This is a genomic window from Amycolatopsis sp. NPDC003865, assembly GCF_053605345.1.
In genome coordinates, this window is record NZ_JBSGJA010000033.1 from 51,734 (window position 1) to 69,616 (window position 17,883).

Here is a 17,883-nt window from a genome sequence, read left to right on the forward strand (position 1 = left end):
AACGCCGGGCGCGAGGCGCGGCGCTGGACGACGGCTGCTGGTTGAACCGGGAAGCACTTTACGCCCGGCCGGGCGGTGGCGCCGCTTCACCCGCGCCGCGGAGGATCTTGCCGGGTCAGCGGCCCAGCAGGGCGCGCAGGCCCGGCTGGAGCCGGTCGCCGTGCGCGCGGACCAGATCGTCGCACAGCTCCCAGATCCGCTCGACCGGCAGCGCCGCCGCCGTGGCCGGGTCGGTCATCGCGGCGTGGCGGATGTGGCGCGGGTCGTCCTCGACGGCCGCACGCACGACCAGGTCGTTGACGCTCAGGTACGTCCGGTTGAGCGCGGCGAGCTGCGGCGGCAGCGCGCCGATCCGGGTCGGCCGGACGCCGGTGCCGTCGGCCAGGCACGGCACCTCGACCACCCCGCCCGACGGCAGGTTCTCGATCAGCCCGCGGTTGACGACGTTGCCGTAGAGCGTCCGCGGCGTGCCGGTGACCAGGCTGTGGACGATCTGCGGCGCGTACTCGTTCGTGCCTTCGACGGGCAGCGGCTCGTCGGCCGCGATGGCGCGGCGGGTCTTCTCGTACTCGGCTTCGTTCTCCGCCACGATGCCGAGGTAGGCGCCGATCGGCAGCCGCAGCCGCTCGACTTCGCTCTCGTGCCCGAGGTACCAGGGGACGTACTCCGCGGAGTGCTCGCTGGTCTCCGTCGGGTAGTACCCGAGCCGCCGGAACATGTCGAACCGGACGCGCCGGCGCAGCTGGCCGTCGGTCTCGGCGAGCTCGGCCAGCCGCGGGTACAGGTCGGTCCCCCGGTGCTCGAACCGCAGCACCCACGCCTGGTGGTTGACGCCGGCGGCGACGTAGGTGACCTCCTCGAACGGCACCCCGGCCAGCTCGGCGAGCCCGTGCACGGTCCAGTACACCGAATGGCAGAGCCCGACGACCCGGGTCAGCCCGGTCGCTTCGGTCAGGTACTGGACGTTCATCGCCATCGGGTTCGTGTAGTTGAGCAGCCAGGCGTCCGGGCAGACCGCGGCGATGTCGCGGCCCAGCTCCGCCAGGAACGGGAACGTCCGCAGGGCGCGGAAGATCCCGCCGATGCCGAGGGTGTCGCCGATGGTCTGGCGCAGGCCGTACCGCGCCGGGACTTCGAAGTCGGTCCGCGTCGACTCCCCCATCCCGATCTGGACGATGTTGACCACGAAGTCCGCGCCCGCCAGGGCTTCCCGCCGATCTTCGTGGGCGGTGAGCACCGGCTCGACCCCGCGCGCGGCGGCGATCCGGCGGGCCGCGGCGAGCGCGGTCGCGAGCCGGCCGGGGTCGATGTCGTGCAGGGCGACGTGGAGGCCGTCCAGCTCGGGGTAGGCGAACAGGTCGGCGAGCAGGCCCTGGGTGAACACGACGCTGCCGGCGCCGACGAAGGTGATCTTGGCGGTCATGGGATCCGATCCGGTGGTTCGAGGTGCGGGGTCAGGCCTTGAGCCCGCTGGAGGTGATGGACTGGATGAACGTCTTCTGCGCGCCGAGGAACGCGAGCAGCACCGGCAGGACCGTGATGACGTTGCCCGCCATCACCGCGGCCCAGTTCGTGTGGTGCTGGCCCTGGAACGTGGTGAGCCCCAGCTGCAGCGTGTAGGTCGTGTCGTGGTTGAGCGCGATCAGCGGCCAGGTCAGGTCGTTCCAGGTGCTCAAGAACGTCAGCACGGCCACCGTGGTCAACGCCGGGCGCGAGAGCGGCAGCACGATCGTGAAGAGCACGCGCAGGCGCGAGCAGCCGTCGATCCACGCGGCCTCTTCGAGCTCCCGGGGCAGGGACAGGAAGAACTGGCGCAGCAGGAACACCGCGAACGGCGTGACCAGCGACGGCACGATGAGCGCGCCCAGGCTGTCGATCAGGCCGAGCCGCTTCATCACCAGGAACGTCGGGATCATGGTGAGCTGGAACGGGATCGCCATCGTCGCGACCATCAGGGCCAGCAGCGCCCGCGAGCCGGCGAAGCGCATCCGCGCGAACGCGTACCCGCCGAGCGCGCCGAACAGCAGGTTCGACACGACGGTCACCGCCGACACGATCAGCGAGTTGCCGATCCAGCGCACGAAAAGCGCGTTCTCGAGGACGTACCGGTAGCCCGCGAAGTCCACATGGGACGGCCACAGCGCGGGCGGGAACCGGTTGATCTCGGCGTTGCTCATCACCGAGCTGAGCAGCAGCCACACCAGCGGCGCGGCGAACACCAATGCCAGCGGGAGGAGGAGCAGGTGCCAGGCGCTGAACGGCAGCCGGGGGCGGCGCAGCGCGGGCAGCGTGCGCGGCGCGGGCACGCTGTCGATCCGGGCGGTCACCGCAGTGCCTTCCGCGGCCGGCGCGCCAGGCGCACGGCGGCCACGACCACCAGCAGGGCCAGCGCCAGGACGTAGGCCGAAGCCGCGCCGTAGCCCGCGGTGAAGTTCTTGAACGCCTGCTCCCAGACGAAGTAGACGATCACCGTCGTCGAGCCGAGCGGGCCGCCCTTGGTCGTCACGTAGACGAGGTCGAACACCTGCAGCGACGTGATCAGCTGCCACAGCACCAGGAACGCCGTCACCGGCGTGACCGCGGGCAGCGTCACGTGCCGCAGCACGCGCCAGGTGCCCGCGCCGTCCAGCCGCGCGGCCTCGACCAGCGACGGCGGGACGTCCTGCAGCGCGGCCAGGTACACCACGACGCAGAAACCGGTGCCGCTCCACAGCGTGATGCCGACGAGCACGAGCAGCGCCTGCGCCGGGTCGGTCAGGAAGCCCTGCGGCGACACGCCGAGGTGGTGCAGCAGCGAGTTCGCCGCGCCGAACTGCGGGTCGAGGATGAAGGAGAACAGCACGCCCTGCGCGGTCGCCGACAGCACGAACGGGACGAACACGAGCGTCCGGTACACCCCGATCAGCCGGATGCGCCGGTTCAGCGCCTGCGCCAGCAGGAAGCCGAACAGGATGCTCAGCGGGACGTAGAGCACCGTGTAGAGCACGGTGTTGCCCACGGCCTGGGCGAAGTGCGGGTCCTGGGCGAGCGCGGCGTAGTTGTCGAGCCCGACGAACCGGCTCGGCGTGACGAGGTCGTCGGCCTGGAAGGACAGCAGCAGCGACCAGGCCACGGGCACCACGCCGAGGCCGAGGATGATGAGCACGGCGGGCGAGACGTAGGTCCACGCGGCCGCGGTTTCGCGGTGGCGTCTCGGCACGGTGAGGGGACTCGGCAGTCCGGGCATGGCGGCTCCCTAGCGTGGGATGATCAGGGCGGCGTTCGCGGCCGCGGCGCAGTCGCCCACGGCGTCGGCCGGGGTCGCCTGCCCGAGCAGCACGGCGACGATCGCGGTGCCGAGGGCCGCCGACACCTGCGGGTAGGCCGGGTGCACCGGCCGGACGCGCGCACCGGCCAGCGCGTCGACGAACACCGGCAGCCCCGGCGTTCCGGCGGTTTTCTCCTGCCACGCGGGCAGGTCCTTGGTCTGCGGGCTCAGCGGGAGGCTGCCCGCACCGTCGTCCCAGCGGACGTCCTGGGCCGGGTCCGCCAGCCACGACAGGAAGGTGCGCGCCGCCTGGACGCGTTCGGCACCGTTGTCGAACAGCGTCCAGGTGTCCGGGCCGGAGATGGTCACGGGGCGGCCGCTGAAGCTCGGCAGCGGCACGACCGCGTAGTCGATCCCGGCGTCGGTGATGTCGGGCAGCTGCCACGGACCGGTCGGGACCATGCCGATGTGGCCGGCCTCGAACGCCTGGTACATCTGCTCGCTGCCGGTTTTCGGGTCGAGGTAGACGGATTTCGCCGCGGCGAGGTCGCGGACGACCTCCAGGGCGCGCACGCCCTGGTCGGCGAACCCGATGCCGCGGCCGCCCGCGCCGATCACGTCGCCGCCGAGGTCCCACACCATCGGCCAGATCCGCCAGACGGTGTCCTCGTCACCGGTGGCGGGCCACGCGGTGCCGAACGTGCCGTCGGCCGGGTCGGTGAGTTCCTTCGCCGTGGCCACGAAATCCGCCCACGTCCACCCGGCCGCGGGCAGCGGGATCCCGGCCTTGTCGAACAGCGCCTTGTTGCACACCACGGCCAGGGAGTCGAGCAGCGCCGGGACCGCGCGCACGCGGCCGTTGACGGTGACCGCCTCCCGGGCCGGGGCCCAGAAGCCGGGACCGGCGTCGACGAGATCGGTGACGTCGACGACCTGCGGGCTGCGCGCCACGCTCGCGAGGTCGGAACCGAAGACGTAGGCGATGTCCGGGTAGGAGCCCGACGCGAGCGCCGCGGTGACCTTCTGCAGCATCGCGTCGGCGAGGACCCCGCCGCCGAGGTCGATCCGGATCCCGGGGTGGGTCCGGTGGAAGTCCGCGACGAGCGCGTCGAGGACCTTCTTGCCGGTGTCGGTCTGGCCGTGCCAGACCTCGACGGTGACCGGGCCGCCGGTGCTCCGGGCCGGTCCGCAGCCCGCCACGGCGGCGCCGAGCGTCAGCCCGGCGGCGCCGCGGAGGAATCCCCGCCGGTCCATCAGCAGGTCTTGCGGACGTAGCCGGCTTCGCCCTTCGGGACGACGTCGAGGTCGCGGCGCACGATGCTCAGGGAGCTCCACCGGCTGCAGGCGGTCTTGAGCCCGCTGTCGGTGTACTCGATGACGATCACGTGGTCGCCGAACGCGGGCGTGAACTCCCCGCAGTTCTTCTGCTGGCCGCACTCTTCGGCGATGGCGAAGTCGAGCCCGTTCGCCTGGCGGTTCCCGGCCAGTTCGGAGGTGTTCTTCTGCGCGATCGCCAGGCCCTTCTGGTGGGCGTGGGCGGACAGCAGGCGGATGTAGGCCTGGGCGTCGCTGTCGGAGAGGAGACCCCGCGAGCGCGTGAAGCTGTCGTAGTTGTCGGGCTCGATCGCCTGGTAGCCCTTGGCCGCGCAGTCGTCGACCCAGGCGTCGACCTTGGCCGCCACGCGGGTGCGCTTGTCGGCGGTGCGCAGGTCCAGGAGGGCTTCGTCCCAGTCCTCGTCGATGACGACGTTGCCGTTGCCGTCGCGGAGCAGGAGGTCGCCCCACTCGCTCTCGGCGCCGGGCTGCGCCTGGAAAGCGTTGACGTAGCAGATGTTGTAGAGGCCCTTGGCGGGCTGGGCGGTGTGGTCGCGGCTGACGACCTTGACGTCGCTCGCCGGGGTGTAGGCCCCGCCGATCTGGTAGTCGAAGCCGGCTTTGACCGGCGGTGGGGTGACGGCGGCCGTCGTCTCCGGCGCGGCCGCCGGGGTCGACGGGGTCGCGTCGGCGGCGCAGGCGGTGCCGGCCAGGACCACGGCGGCGAGGGCGGCTCCGGTGACGAACTGAACGCGGGGAAGGGGCATCCTCGAACTCCGGATGGTGGTGGGCACGACCCCGCCTCGGACCACGAGCAGGTCCTGGCGACTCAGTCCGGGCTCGCGGCGGCGGCCGACATACCGGCTGGGCGTACCTCTGGCGTCGGGCGTCCGTTCCGACGTGTCCAGCAGTAAAGCGAGCAGGACCGGGCATGTCAAGTGCTCGATAGTGCTTGATTCCTGCCCTTAATGGACACAATCGCGCGCCCGGACGCCTCCCGGCGCGACGGTTCGCCCCTACAAGTATTGTGCACCGCAAGTCTTGGGCCGCGGACGACGGCCGAGCTCGCGGGAGGCACCGGTGGCGGACGACAGGGAGGACCCCGCCCCACAGGTCCGCCCGGCCGCGGACGAACTCGCGCTCCGCGACCTGCACAACCGCATCCTCGCCCACCAGCGCGCCATCGACGAGCACCTCAACCGGGACCGGCCTGCTCCGCCCGAACCCGGCCCGCAAGGCTGACGGCGGTCCGGAGACCGGGAGGCGGCGGTCGCCCGCGGGCCGATCGCTCCGGGGCCCGCCAGGCTCCGGCCCGCAAGGCTGACCGCCGCCCGCGGACCGGAAAGCCGCGCATGACCACCGCGCGCCGACGCCCCCGAAGTGCCCCGCTCCGCCCGAACCCGCAAGATGACCACCGCCCGGAGACCGGGCACCGGCGATCGCTCTCACCCAGATCGGCCCGGAAAGCCCGCCCGCTCCGGCAAGCGGCACTCCCCCGATCGCCCCGGGCCGCGCGCCCGCCGGCGGGAGGTATCTGGCGGCGGACGGCCCGCTCTTGAGTGCTGGCGAAACGCCGGACACCCAGGAGGACGCCATGCCCGAGCAGACCGAGTCCCGACCCAGCCTGGCCACCGGCGTCGTCGTCGACCGGGGGCGGGGTGAGCCCGTCGCCGGGGTTCGGCTCACCGTCCAGCTGCGACTGGAGAACTCCTGCACACACGACGTCGCGGCCGGACTGAGCGATGCCGGCGGGCGGTTCTCCCTCCTCCCGGCCGAAGAGGTCGCCGACTGGGTCGTGCGGGTTGTCACCTGCGGCGAAGGCGAGCCGGTGACCGTCCTCGGTGCGCTCGGCGACCGAGAACCCCAGGATCTGGGCACCACCCGCCTGGGTGAATTCCTGGCTCTCACCATCGACGTCCCCGCCGCCGACGTCGACTGGGCCGCGCTGGCCCGCGACGGCGAAGGCCGCGTCGACGAACTGCTCGCCCTCGTCCGCGATCCCGCGGTGGTACCCGACCAGGCCGTCCGCGTCCGCGCCGTCACCGAACTCGAGGCCGCCTTCCTCGACCCGTCCGGCACACTGAGCCAGTTCGGGCCGCTTCCGCCGTGGCACACGCTCGCTCACGACTTCGCCGCCTACGAAGCCGGCTTGGGCGACCGCGCGGACGCCGAACCGGTCCGGCAGGCGCTGCGCGAACTGCGCACCCGGCTCGACAGCTTCGCCGATCTGTCCCAAGTGGACTGGCCGATCGACTTCGGCGCGCTGGGCCAGACCGGGCTGGCCGACGTCCTCAACCGGTACGCCGACCGCTTCACCACCGGCCACCTCCTCGACGGCCCGCGGACCGGCGCGCTGCTCCCGCTCGTCGGCTACCGCGACTACCTCCTCACGGTGTGGACGAAGCTGTGCGCCTACGACGACTACTGGCTCCAGCAAGGCGGTGAGAAGCCGTTGACCGCCGCGCAGGCCCGCGCTCAGCTGACCGCCCGCTTCCACCAGGACTTCACCACCCGCGACACGACAGCGCGCCCGGCCAACGAGCTCGTGATCGGCGTCGTGACGCGCATCCTCACCGAGCCCGCGCCGACCGGCTACGGCCTGCCCGCCGGGTCGCTGCCCGACCGCGGCGACCTCGACGCACGGTCCTACCTGGACAAGCTCGTCGGGCTTTCCGGTGTCACCGCGAGAGAACTGGGCCTGCGCTTCCGGCTCGACCTCGCCCGCGCCGACCAGGTGACAAGCAGCCCGGTCGCCGAGAACGTCGCCACGCTGCTGGGGTTCTTCCGGGACAGCTTCCAGTCGCAGCCGGATCCCTTCCACACCCCGCCGGACGTGCGCAACCGCACCATCATCCCGGACGTCCAGCGCGGCCGGGCGCCGTTCTTCCTGGAGTACGAGGAGTGGCTGGCCGCGACCGCGCCCTTCCACCCCGAGAACGTCTTCTCGATGGGCCGCTGCCTGCGGGCCGGCGACCTGGCCTCGACCACGCCCGCCGAAGGGCCCGCGAAAGCCTGGCAGGTCAAGGCGATCGCGGTGTTCGCCGACATCGCGAAGATCGAGAAGCTGCTGCTGCAGAGCGAATACCCGCAAGCGCTGAACCTGCTCGACACGACGACCAAGCGCGCTCTCGAGCTGGTGAACGAGCAGCAGAAAGCCGGCTACCCGGTGGATCCGCCGCTGCAGGCCCGCAAACGCCTGCCCGTCACCACGAAGCCACAGCTGGCGGCCTTCGAACGCTACCTCGGCTCCGGGTCGTCGTACGTGAGCGAGACACCGTACGACTTCCCGTTCCCGGGCGACTGGACGGTCAAGCGGATGACCGCCGCCCTGGTGCTCCACGCGATGTACTTCGCGTGGGTGTGGCGATCGGACGCCCTGCTCGCCGTCGGCCGCTTCACCGAGGCCGCGAAGTGCCTCGAAGGCCTGAGCGGCGTCGCCGTCGGCGCGGCCGGCCAGGACGACCCCGCCGGGTACCAAGCCCTGCAGAACGCCGGGGTGCCCTCGCTGTACACCGACGGGCCGCTGCCGTTCACCCTCGACCGCTCGGACTCACCGCAGATCGTGCAGCCCGACATCGGCTCACCCGACGCCGTCCCGTACGGCAGCCTCTACGACGACTACAGCCGGCTGCGCCCGCCGAAGATCGCCGGGCTGCTGCACCGCGTCGACCGCCGGTTCGTGCTGCTGCGCCTGGGAAGCGTGCTGCTCGAATGGGCCGACGCGCTGTTCCGCGCCGACGACCCGGCGAGCACGGCGCGGGCGCGTGAGCTCTACAAGGCCGTGCTGTGGCTGCACGGCGACGATCCGCGCGTCAGCCCCGCCTGGCAGGCCGACGTCCTCGTGCTGCTGGGCGGCTACACCAGCACGTCGGCGAACCCGGCCGTCGTCGCGCAGGCCGGGCGGGCCCGGCTCGGCTTCACCCGGATCGAGGCCGGGCTGAACTACTTCGGCGCCACCGAGGACACCGTCCCGGTGCAGCGCTACCGCACCCTCAAGGACGCCGCGGACCGGTTCGCCGCGCTGGCCAAGGCCGCCGAGCGCGACTTCCTCGCCGCCACCGCGCACCTCGAAGACCTGGCGGTCGAACGGCTGCGCACCTCGAACCTGCTCGCCAAGGCCACCGCGCAGAAGGCGATCGCCGGGGAGCAGGCGCAGATCGCGGCCTACCAGGTGCAGGTCGCCCAGCAGCAGGTCGCCGACGTCGAAGCGCAGATCGCGGCGAAGAAGGCCGAGATCGCCGATCACGACAGCTTCTTCGGCCAGCTGTCCGACTTCGGTTCGGGTCTGGTCAAGACGTTCACCGGGCTGCCTGGCTTCGCGACGAAGGGCATCGGCGAAGGCTTCGCCGCCGAAGCCGGGCTCGGGGATTCGTCCGCGTCCGGCCTGCTCGGGCTCGGCGCGGGCGCGTCGGTGCTGGCCGGCTTCGGCGCGTTCTACTACGCCGGCTACACCAGCATGTCCGGCATGGCGGCCGCCTACGCCGGGCGCGCCGGTGAGCTGAAACGCCTCCAGGACGTCGCATTGCCCCTGGCGCGGGGCAACGTCGACGCCAAGCAGCGCGAGGTGACCATCGCCCGGCTGCAGGCCACCGTCGCCGACGCCGACATCCGGCTGGCCGGCGACCTCCTCGCCTTCGGCACCCTGCGCCTGCTCAACGCCGAGTTCTGGACCGCCGTCACGCAGGTGCTGCGCCGGGTCCTGCGCCGTTACCTCGACCTCGGCGCCTGGGCGGGCTGGCTCGCCGAACGCGCGCTCGCGTTCGAGCAGGACCGGCGGCTGCGCGTGATCCGGATGGACTACCTGGCCCGCGACCTCGCCGGCGTCACCGGCGCCGACCAGCTCCAAGGCGACCTCGCCGAGCTCGAGGCCACCCGCGTCGCGGGGGAACGCGCGCTGGTCCCCTACCGCTGCGCGGTGTCGCTGGCCGAAGAGTTCCCGCTCGCCTTCGGCGCGCTGAAGGCGCACGGGCAATGTTCCTTCGCCACCACGGAAGCTTCGGCCCGCGCGTTCTTCCCCGGCACCTTCGGGCACCGCGTGCGAAGCGTCGCCGTCGAGGTCCGGATGCTCACCGCCGGCCGTCGCGTCCGCGGCACCCTGGTCAACCACGGCGTTTCCCAGGTCAGCACGGACGAAACCCTCGCCACGCGCCCGCTGCTGCGGTTCCCCGACGCGATCGCCGTCTCCGAAAGCGGCACGCCGGCCCCCGAGGGCCACGACGTCCTCGGCCCGTTCGAAGGCATCGGCCTCGACACCGGCTGGACGCTGCACCTCGACCGCGCCGCCGGCGCGACCGCGTGGGACACGATCACCGACGTCGTCCTCCGGATCGACGGGCTCGCCCGCTTCTCCGACGCTCTCCGCCTCAACCCGGCGGCTCCCGCGCCGCGCCGGCTCCTGCTGATCTCCGCGGCCCGGTTCGCCCCGGACGCGCTGGCCGCCGTCAAGGCCGGCGGCGGCGGGCAGCTCGAAATCGACCTCGCCAAGGTCCCCTACCCCGCCGGGGAAGCGAACCGCCGGATCGCCAACGTCCTGCTCGCGCTGCCGGGCGGCACCGGCCCGACGGTCGCCGGCACGCTGGACCTCGCCGGCGCGACCGCGGCGTTCACCTTCGACGCCGGCACCGCGCTCTCCAACGGCGAGCCCCTCCGCCTGCCCGGCAGCCCGACGCCGGACCAGCCCCTCAACGCCGTCCTCGGGGAGCCGGTCGAACAGCCGTGGCGGTTCACCCTCACCCCGGACCCGGGCGCCGATCTGGCGAACCTGCGGGACCTCGTCGTCGGGGTCGAGTACACCGCCGACCCCGAGTAGCTCACGGCACCACCAGCCGCGCGAGGGGAACGTGGTGCTGGCCCGCGTGCATGTCGCGGTCCCGCAGCGAGCCCTGGCCGACCGGGCGGGGGAAGGAGATCTTCACGACGTTGAGCGACGGGATCCGGAAGATCCGGATCGTGCTCTCCTCGACCCGGTACAGCGCGGCGACCACCCGCTCGTTCAGGAACTCCTCGTCGGCCGCGACGCGGTAGCCGTCCGCGTCGCGCATGAACAGCTCCATCGTGACCCAGAACGGGCCCGCGTTCTTCGACCGGACCTCGTGGGCCAGGTCCGCCAACGTCGTTTCAGGCACGGGTCTTCCCCCCGGTCTCGATGCGGAACAGCTCCAGCGGCGCGCAGTCGACGACGTGGTTGAGCACGAACTCGTAGGCCGCGCCGCGCTCGACCTCCGCGGGTGACGACGGGAACGCGAAGCTCGGCAGGTAGTCCATCGACGGTGTCGGCAGGTGCAGCATCAGCGGGTTGGCCACCTTCGCCACCGCCGTCGCGGTCGCCTGGTCCGGCCCGTTGACCAGCAGCATCACGCCCACCTCGCGCGGCGGGCCGGTCTCGGGTTCCAGCTCGCCCAGCACCGCGTTGTGGCCGTACAGCCGCAGGTCGAAGGCGTACTCGTCGGCTGCCAGGCCCAGAGTCTGGTGCACGCGCTGGGTGATCACCGTGCGCATCAGCGACGCCCATTCGTCGATGTCGGCCAGCACCAGGGGGTCGCGGATCGCCGAGAACGACATCGTCTCGTACCCGGTGATCCGCGCGCCTTCCAGCTTGATCGTGTGCTGGGCGGCGACGTGGAACTTCGACCCCGTCACCCGCACGATCCGGTCGTCCACGGCGGTGTACTCCGCTTCGCGGACGTCGAGGGTTCCGTCGGGTTCGCGCATTTCGAACGGGTCCGCGGTCTCGTAGAGCATGTGCGCGGCCACCGAGATCGGGGTGCACGCCGCGGTGGGGTCGAGCGGCTCGATCGTGAAGCCGTCGGCGTCGATGGTGGCCAGGACCCCGCCGGCGCGTGGGTTGCTGGTGCACTGGCCGCCGCATTCGATGATCTTGGCGGCGTGCCACGTCGGGCCGGCGGGCATGCCCATCATGAGCGGGTAGGCCGCCGCGACCGCCGTGTCGGTCGCGCGGCCGGCGAGCACGACCTGGGCGCCCGCGCGCAGCGCCTCGACGATCGGCTCGTGCCCCATGGCGCCGACGATGTGGGTGCAGCTTTCGAGGGTCCCGGCGTCGAGTTCTCCCAAGGGCGGCAACGGGTGGATGCGGTCCAGGTACTCCTTCAGGCCGGTGGCGTCCTGCTCGCTGTAGATCCGCGCGACCTCCAGGTCCAGGCCCTCCTCCGCGAGCACTTCGGCGGCGATCCCGGCGACCCAGTCGACTCCGGTGTCGGTGCCGCTCGTCCCGCACGAGCCCACGATGACCGGGATCCCGGCGCCCGCCGCGGCCGTGAACAGGCTGCGCAGGTCGCGAGCCACGGCTTTGGCGGTCGTCTTCGCCGTCGCGGCGCCGAGGTAGTAGGGGCCGGAGTCGGTGGAGCCGCCGTCGATGCTGATGACGTCGGCGCCGAGGGCGATGCCGCGCTCGACCGTCGCGTGGTCCCAGCCGGCGCCGAGCATGCCGCTCGGCGCCAGCACCCGCACTCTGTCCATGGTCCTCATTCCTCTCGGTTCACGATGTGCCGGGCCCGGCCGTCGAGGGCCGCGACCAGTTCTTCGGCGCCGCGCAGACCGGCGGCCCGGCGTGCTTCGGCGGTCTGCCCGGCCAGGTGCGAGTACACGACGATCCCGGCCACCTGCCGCAGCGGGCTGTCGGCGGGCAGCGGTTCTTCGCCGACGACGTCGAGGGCCGCCCCGGCGATCTCCCCGGTCCGGACGGCCGCGACGAGCGCGTCCTCGTCGACGATCGCGCCGCGAGCGGTGTTGACCAGCAGCGCCGTCGGCTTCATCTGCTTGAACGCCACCGCGTCCAGCAGGCCCCGGGTCCGCCCGGTCAGTGCCGTGTGGACGGACACGTGGTCCGAAGTGGACAGCAGTTCGGGCAGCTCGACGAACCGGACGTCCGGGCCGCGCAGGCGGGAAGTGCAGACGACGGTCATCCCGAACGCCCGCGCCAGCGGGACGACAGCCCGTGCCGAAGCGCCGTAACCGATGAGCCCGAGGGTCGATCCGCGCAGCTCACGTCCCTCCGCGCGCGGCCAGCCACCGGCCGCCACCCCGGCGGCGGACTGCACGAGCCGCCGGGCGCCCGCGAGCAGCAGGCCCATCGTGTACTCGGCCACGGCGTTCGCGTTGACGCCGGGCAAATTGCTCACGCTGATGCCGTGCCGGGCCGCGGCTTCGACGTCGATGGAGTCGTAGCCGACCCCGGTCCGGACGAGGACGCGCAGCCTGGGCGCGCGGGCCAGCACGCCGGCCGTGAACGGCTCGTTGGCCACCAGGGCGGCGTCGATCCCGGCCAGCGCCGCGACCAGGTCGTCCGCGTCGCGCCGGCCGGTCTTCGGCGAGTACACGGTCTCCAGGCCGGCGGAACGCAGGTACTCGTCGACCTCGTCGCCGGGACGCAGGTAGTCGGTGGTGATCAGGACGCGGGTCACCGGGCACGCCCGTCGGCGCGGCGGCGCCGCAGCACGGCGACGCGGGCGACGAGCAGCACCGCGACCGCGGTGACGACGCCGACGTCGAGCAGCATGAACCGCCACCCGGTCACGTCGACCATGCCGCCGACCAGCGCCGGCCCGGCGAACCCGCCGGCCGACCAGCCGACGGTGTAGAGACCGGAGTAGGTGCCGAGCACCCGCGCCGACGGGGCGAGGTTCCACAGCACGACCGCGGTGTTGACCATGAACGCCGCCGCGCCGGCGGCGGCCACGCACATCGCCACGACGACGCCGGTGGGCGTGGAGACCGCGGTGCCCAGCACCATCGCGGCGGCGAACACCGCCATCCCGGCGAGGATCACCCGCAGCCGCCCGAAGCGCTCGGCGAGCAGGGCGACCGGGTAGGCGGCCACGAGGAAGGCCAGCCCGCTGGGCAGCGTCAGCCCGCCCGCGTCACCGCGGGACATCCCCAGGGTTTCCATGCCGTAGTTGGTGATCAGCGACCGCGAGGCGAACCACGCGCCGCCGAAGGCGAAGACGGCGGCGATGACCAGCAGCCGGCTGCGGTCGGCGTCGCGCACGATGTCGAGCAGGACGTCGCGCATCCGCACCCGCGGCGAACCCTCGCCGGCTTCGGCCCGGTCCTCCTCGAGCGCGGCCTGGTAGGCCGGCGACCGGCTGTCCCGCACCTTCCAGGCGAGCACGGCCACCGACCCCACCATCAGCACGGCGGGGATGGCGAAGGACAGCTTCGGGAAGTCGTCGACGAGGAAGAGGCTGATCAGCGCGGCGACGATCACCGTGATGCTGGAGGCGATCTTGACCGCCGCGTTGGCCCGGCTGCGCCGTTCGGGGGCGATGAAGTCCGGCAGCAGCGACTCGGCGATCGGCTTGAACGAGTTCGCGACCAGCGCGTAGCCGAACATGGTCAGGATCAGCAGCGGCAGCGACGCCGCGGCGTGCGGGATGAGCACGAACAGCAGCGCCGCGATCGGCATGCCGACGACGAGGTACGGGATACGCCGGCCCCACGCCGTCCGGGTGCCGTCCGAGCGGTTGCCCATCCACGGCTGGACGAAGATGCCGAGCAGGTTGTCCATCCCCATCAGCGCGCCGATGAGCGCGGCGCTGCCGAGGTGCTCGCGCAGCAGCGGCGGCACCTGAGAGTCGTACAGGTTCCACGTCGACTCCTGGGCGAAGACCGCCAGGGCCACGAAGAACGTGATGCGCCCGGTCCGGACGCGCGGGGTGGTCAACGTCATCGTCGGCCCCTTCCGTTGGTCGTGGCGGCCACCGTACTTTTGCTATAGCAAGATGGTCAATAGTTGCATATGAGTTTTGCAGTAGGCTGTCCGGCATGATGGGCGAAGCACTGCAGACCGACACGCTGGCCGATCGCGTGTACCGCGCCCTCCGCGACGCGATCACCACGGGGGAGCTGCGCCCGGGCCAGAAGGTCACCGAGCGCGGGTTCGCCGAGCGGCTGTCGGTCAGCCCGACACCGGTGCGCGAAGCCATCCGGCGCCTGGAGCAGGACGGCCTCCTCGAGCGCGCCGGGCCGCGGACGGTGAAGGTCGCGATGTTCGGCGGCGTCGCCGTCCAGGACCTGGCGGAGGTCGAGGTCGGCCTGCGCGGGATGGTGGCCCGCTTCGCCGCGCGGCACGCGACGCCCGAGCAGCTGGACCAGCTCGACGCGATCCTCGACGAGGCCGACGACCTGCTGATCCTCATCAAGCAGCGGCACGAGTCCGGGCAGGAGGTGACCAAGCACGCCGGCCGGCTCTTCGACGCGATGCAGCGGTTCAACGGGGTCGTCGAGTCGTGCGCGGGCAACCCGGTGCTGGTGCGGCTGCTCGACCAGACGCGCGTGTTCTCCTCCCCGGAGCGGCGCTCGCGGGTACTGGAGCGGGTCGGCGTGGACGAGAAGTTCGGCTTGGACCGCTACACGACCCACCGCCGCCTGGTCCACGCGCTGCGGGCGGGCGACTCGGCGGCGGCCGAGGCCCTGGTGCTGGAGGACGCGCGGGGCGGCCTCGGCGACCTGCTGGCCGCCCCGGCACCGGCGGCCGGCTAGGCGAGGGCGGTTCTCCGGTCAGGCGGCGATCCGCCCGGTACCCGGGGCCGCGCCTCGCTGCTCAGGCGGCGATCCGCGCGGCGATGGCCCGGCCCAGCCCCTCGGTCGTCCCCGGCCCACCCAGGTCCGGGGTCCGCACCTCCGACCGCCCGGCCACCACGTCCTCGATCGCCGCCACCACGTCCGCCGCCGCGGCCGGCTCGCCCAGGTGCTCGAGCATCAGCGCGCCGCTCCAGATCTGGCCGATCGGGTTCGCGACGCCGCGCCCCGCGATGTCGGGCGCCGAGCCGTGGACCGGCTCGAACAGGCTCGGCCACGCGCGGTCCGGGTTGATGTTCGCGCTCGGGGCGATGCCGATCGTGCCGGTGCAGGCCGGGCCGAGGTCGGACAGGATGTCGCCGAAGAGGTTGCTCGCCACGACGACGTCGTACTTTTCGGGGCCGAGCACGAACTTCGCGGCCAGGATGTCGATGTGGTCCTTGTCCGCGGTCACGTCGGGGTAGTCCGCCGCCATCGCGACCGCGCGCTCGTCCCAGTACGGCATCGAGATCGAGATCCCGTTGCTCTTGGTCGCCCACGTCAGGCGCCGGCGGCGGGTGCGGGCCAGCTCGAAGGCGTACCGCAGCACGCGGTCGACGCCGACGCGGGTCATCACCGTCTCCTGCAGCACCGTTTCCCGTTCGGTGCCTTCGAAAACGCGGCCGCCCACGCTCGAGTACTCGCCCTCGGTGTTCTCCCGGACGACCAGGAAGTCGATGTCGCCCGGCTCGTGACCGCGCAGCGGTGCACGCACGCCGCGCAGCAGCCGGACCGGCCGGAGGTTGACGTACTGGTCGAAGCCGCGGCGGATCTCGAGCAGGCTGCCCCACAGCGAAACGTGGTCGGGCACCACCGCCGGCCACCCCACCGCGCCGAAGAAGATCGCGTCGAACCCGGCGAGCCGCGCACGCCAGTCCGGCGGCAGCATTCCGCCGTGCGCCAGCCAGTAGTCCGCGGAGGCGAACCCGAACTCGGTGGTGTCGAGGGCGAAGCCGTGGCGGTCGGCGGCGGCCCGCAGGCAACGCAGGCCTTCCGGGACGACCTCGCGGCCGATGCCGTCGCCGGGGATGACCGCGATGCGGTAACGGTGGGTCAAGGCAAGCTCCTCGCCAGTGGGGAACCTCCACTGTGGCCGGTGGTCCGCGGGCCGGGCAAGACCGGCGGCGGCAACCTATCCTTTCCCTCATGGAAAGACTGGACGACCTCGCCTTCTTCCACGTGGTGGCGGTCAGCGAGACGCTCACCGCGGCCGCCCGCGAGCTGGACGTGTCCCTGCCCGTGGTGAGCAAGCGGCTCAAGGCCCTGGAACGCCGGCTCGACGTGCGCCTGGTCAATCGCGGCACACGCCGGCTCGCGCTGACGTCCGAGGGCGAGCTGTACGCCGCGCGCGTCGCGGAAATCCTCGACCAGGTCCGCGCACTGGACGACCTCGTCAGCCACCGCGCCGGCGACCTGCGCGGCTCGGTCGTCGTGCGGACGACCCCCGGGTTCGGCCGCGCGCACGTGGCGCCGCTCGTCGGCGAGTTCGCCGCGCGGCACCCTCGGGTGCGCGTCCGGCTCCACACGTCGGCGCTGCCGCTGCGGCCGCACCGGCGCGAGTTCGACCTGGCCGTGCACGTCGGCGTGCCGCCGGACTCGGCGTTGCGGATGCGGCGGCTGGCGCGCAACCGCCGGGTGCCGTGCGCGGCACCGTCCTACCTGGAGCGCCGCGGCACGCCGGAGCGGCTCGAGGACCTGGCCGGCCACGACTGCATCGTGCTGCGGGAGAACGAAGGCGACTTCGCCGTGTGGCGGTTCGGCTCCGCGGCCCACCCGCGCCAGGTGCGCGTGCGCGGCCGCCTGGCGGGCGACGACGGCGACGTCGTGACCGGGTGGGCGCTGGCGGGGCACGGCATCGCGATGCGCTCGGAGTGGCAGATTCGCTCCTATGTGGACAGTGGCGAGCTGGTGCGGGTGCTGCCCGGGGTGCCGACCCCGCCCGCGGACATCTACGCGCTTCTCTCCGAAGACGTCCACGTGCCCCGCCGGGTCGCCGGGCTGGTCGACCACCTGGCCGCGCGCCTGCCGGAGCGGCTCCGGGAGATCCCGGCCAGGCCGGCGACGACCACCGCCAGTTCGGCGGCCACGACGGCCGCGAAACCGTAGGCGGCACCCGGGCCGGCGGCGAAGTCCCCGCGGCGCAGGACGAGCGCGAGCGCGATGAGGGTGAGCATGACCGTCTGCACCTCGAGCTGCAGGCGCACCCGCGACGCCCGGCCGTCCGCCGCGACGAGCACGTTGGCCAGGCCGAGGGCGTACACCGCGGCCAAGGTCCGCGCGGTCAGCGGGGTGACCGCCCACGGCCACACCGCGCCCACCTCGCCCGGCAGGACGAACAGGCCGGCCGCCACCACCAGCTCGGCCACTCCGGTCAGGCCGAGCACGAACCGCACGAGCGCGGGCAGCCGGGGATCCGGCACGACGACCGCGCCGCGGGCCGCCCGGGCGTTCGCGGCCGCGATCGCCACGACGAAGCCGGGCGCGGCGAAGTACAGCGCGGCCCACGCGGCGAACGAGACGTGGCCGTGGGTGAAGCGGTCCCAGTGCAGCACCGTCGTGACGCCGAGCAGGGACGCGAACAGGGCCACCGGCGGGAACCCGAGCGCGACCTCCGACCAGCGCTTCGCCGTCGCCACGCGGACGAAGAAGAACGCGCCGCCCAGGTAGACCGCGGCGAGCAGCATCGCCGTGAGCGGTGGCTTGATGCCCCAGGCGAACAGTTCGAGCGTCCGGGCCGGCACCAGGTA

At 72.7% G+C, this 17,883-nt stretch carries 14 protein-coding genes; 4 read left to right on the forward strand and 10 right to left on the reverse strand.

Features of this window, described 5'->3' with window-relative positions:
• Positions 1 to 115 precede the first annotated feature (115 nt).
• Genes melA through ACWEVP_RS45935 form a run of 5 tightly spaced genes read right to left on the reverse strand, consistent with a single transcriptional unit; the run spans position 116 to position 5,328 of the window.
• A complete protein-coding gene (melA, locus tag ACWEVP_RS45915; RefSeq protein ID WP_452068907.1) occupies positions 116 to 1,423 on the reverse strand; it encodes an alpha-galactosidase in 1,308 nt (435 codons plus the stop codon).
• A 31-nt stretch (positions 1,424 to 1,454) separates the two neighbouring features.
• Entirely contained in the window at positions 1,455 to 2,327 is an 873-nt protein-coding gene (locus tag ACWEVP_RS45920; RefSeq protein ID WP_452068908.1) for a carbohydrate ABC transporter permease, read from the reverse strand.
• A complete protein-coding gene (locus tag ACWEVP_RS45925; protein WP_452068909.1) occupies positions 2,324 to 3,226 on the reverse strand; it encodes a carbohydrate ABC transporter permease in 903 nt (300 codons plus the stop codon). The genes ACWEVP_RS45920 and ACWEVP_RS45925 overlap by 4 nt, the downstream gene beginning before the upstream one ends.
• A 9-nt stretch (positions 3,227 to 3,235) precedes the next feature.
• Entirely contained in the window at positions 3,236 to 4,501 is a 1,266-nt protein-coding gene (locus ACWEVP_RS45930) for an ABC transporter substrate-binding protein (protein ID WP_452068910.1), read from the reverse strand.
• Positions 4,501 to 5,328 (reverse strand): endo alpha-1,4 polygalactosaminidase, encoded by an 828-nt coding sequence (locus tag ACWEVP_RS45935; protein WP_452068911.1) that lies wholly within the window; start codon positions 5,326 to 5,328, stop codon positions 4,501 to 4,503. Before ACWEVP_RS45935 ends, ACWEVP_RS45930 begins: the two co-directional genes overlap by 1 nt.
• A gap of 313 nt (positions 5,329 to 5,641) precedes the next feature.
• Here ACWEVP_RS45935 and ACWEVP_RS45940 point away from each other — a divergent pair, with 313 nt between their 5' ends.
• Both ACWEVP_RS45940 and ACWEVP_RS45945 read left to right on the forward strand, forming a co-directional pair.
• Positions 5,642 to 5,803, forward strand: coding sequence for a hypothetical protein (locus ACWEVP_RS45940; protein WP_452068912.1), 162 nt, complete (start codon positions 5,642 to 5,644; stop codon positions 5,801 to 5,803).
• 352 nt (positions 5,804 to 6,155) lie between these two features.
• Positions 6,156 to 10,370 carry a Tc toxin subunit A-related protein gene (locus tag ACWEVP_RS45945; protein WP_452068913.1) on the forward strand — a complete coding sequence of 1,405 codons (4,215 nt, stop codon included), beginning with the start codon at positions 6,156 to 6,158 and terminating at the stop codon, positions 10,368 to 10,370.
• 1 nt (position 10,371) lies between these two features.
• On the opposite strand, the gene ACWEVP_RS45950 is transcribed toward ACWEVP_RS45945, so the two are convergent.
• The 4 genes from ACWEVP_RS45950 to ACWEVP_RS45965 are packed head-to-tail and all read right to left on the reverse strand — an operon-like array spanning position 10,372 to position 14,246.
• Entirely contained in the window at positions 10,372 to 10,686 is a 315-nt protein-coding gene (locus ACWEVP_RS45950) for a DUF4387 domain-containing protein (protein ID WP_452068914.1), read from the reverse strand.
• The gene (locus tag ACWEVP_RS45955; RefSeq protein WP_452068915.1) at positions 10,679 to 12,037 is read right to left on the reverse strand and encodes an acyclic terpene utilization AtuA family protein; all 1,359 of its coding nucleotides are present in this window, start codon (positions 12,035 to 12,037) and stop codon (positions 10,679 to 10,681) included. The genes ACWEVP_RS45950 and ACWEVP_RS45955 overlap by 8 nt, the downstream gene beginning before the upstream one ends.
• Positions 12,038 to 12,042: 5 nt before the next feature.
• On the reverse strand, positions 12,043 to 12,981 hold the full coding sequence (locus ACWEVP_RS45960; RefSeq protein WP_452068916.1) for a phosphoglycerate dehydrogenase: 939 nt from the start codon (positions 12,979 to 12,981) through the stop codon (positions 12,043 to 12,045).
• Positions 12,978 to 14,246: an MFS transporter gene (locus ACWEVP_RS45965; protein WP_452068917.1), complete on the reverse strand. Its 1,269-nt coding sequence runs from the start codon at positions 14,244 to 14,246 to the stop codon at positions 12,978 to 12,980. The genes ACWEVP_RS45960 and ACWEVP_RS45965 overlap by 4 nt, the downstream gene beginning before the upstream one ends.
• A gap of 95 nt (positions 14,247 to 14,341) precedes the next feature.
• Here ACWEVP_RS45965 and ACWEVP_RS45970 point away from each other — a divergent pair, with 95 nt between their 5' ends.
• On the forward strand, positions 14,342 to 15,058 hold the full coding sequence (locus ACWEVP_RS45970) for a GntR family transcriptional regulator (RefSeq protein WP_452068918.1): 717 nt from the start codon (positions 14,342 to 14,344) through the stop codon (positions 15,056 to 15,058).
• 61 nt (positions 15,059 to 15,119) lie between these two features.
• Here ACWEVP_RS45970 and ACWEVP_RS45975 read toward each other — a convergent pair whose 3' ends face one another.
• A complete protein-coding gene (locus ACWEVP_RS45975; protein ID WP_452068919.1) occupies positions 15,120 to 16,193 on the reverse strand; it encodes a tartrate dehydrogenase in 1,074 nt (357 codons plus the stop codon).
• Between the two features lie 89 nt (positions 16,194 to 16,282).
• Between ACWEVP_RS45975 and ACWEVP_RS45980 the strand changes: the two genes are divergently transcribed.
• Positions 16,283 to 17,242, forward strand: a complete 960-nt coding sequence (locus ACWEVP_RS45980; protein ID WP_452068920.1) for a LysR family transcriptional regulator — start codon at positions 16,283 to 16,285, stop codon at positions 17,240 to 17,242.
• Positions 17,243 to 17,883 lie beyond the last annotated feature (641 nt).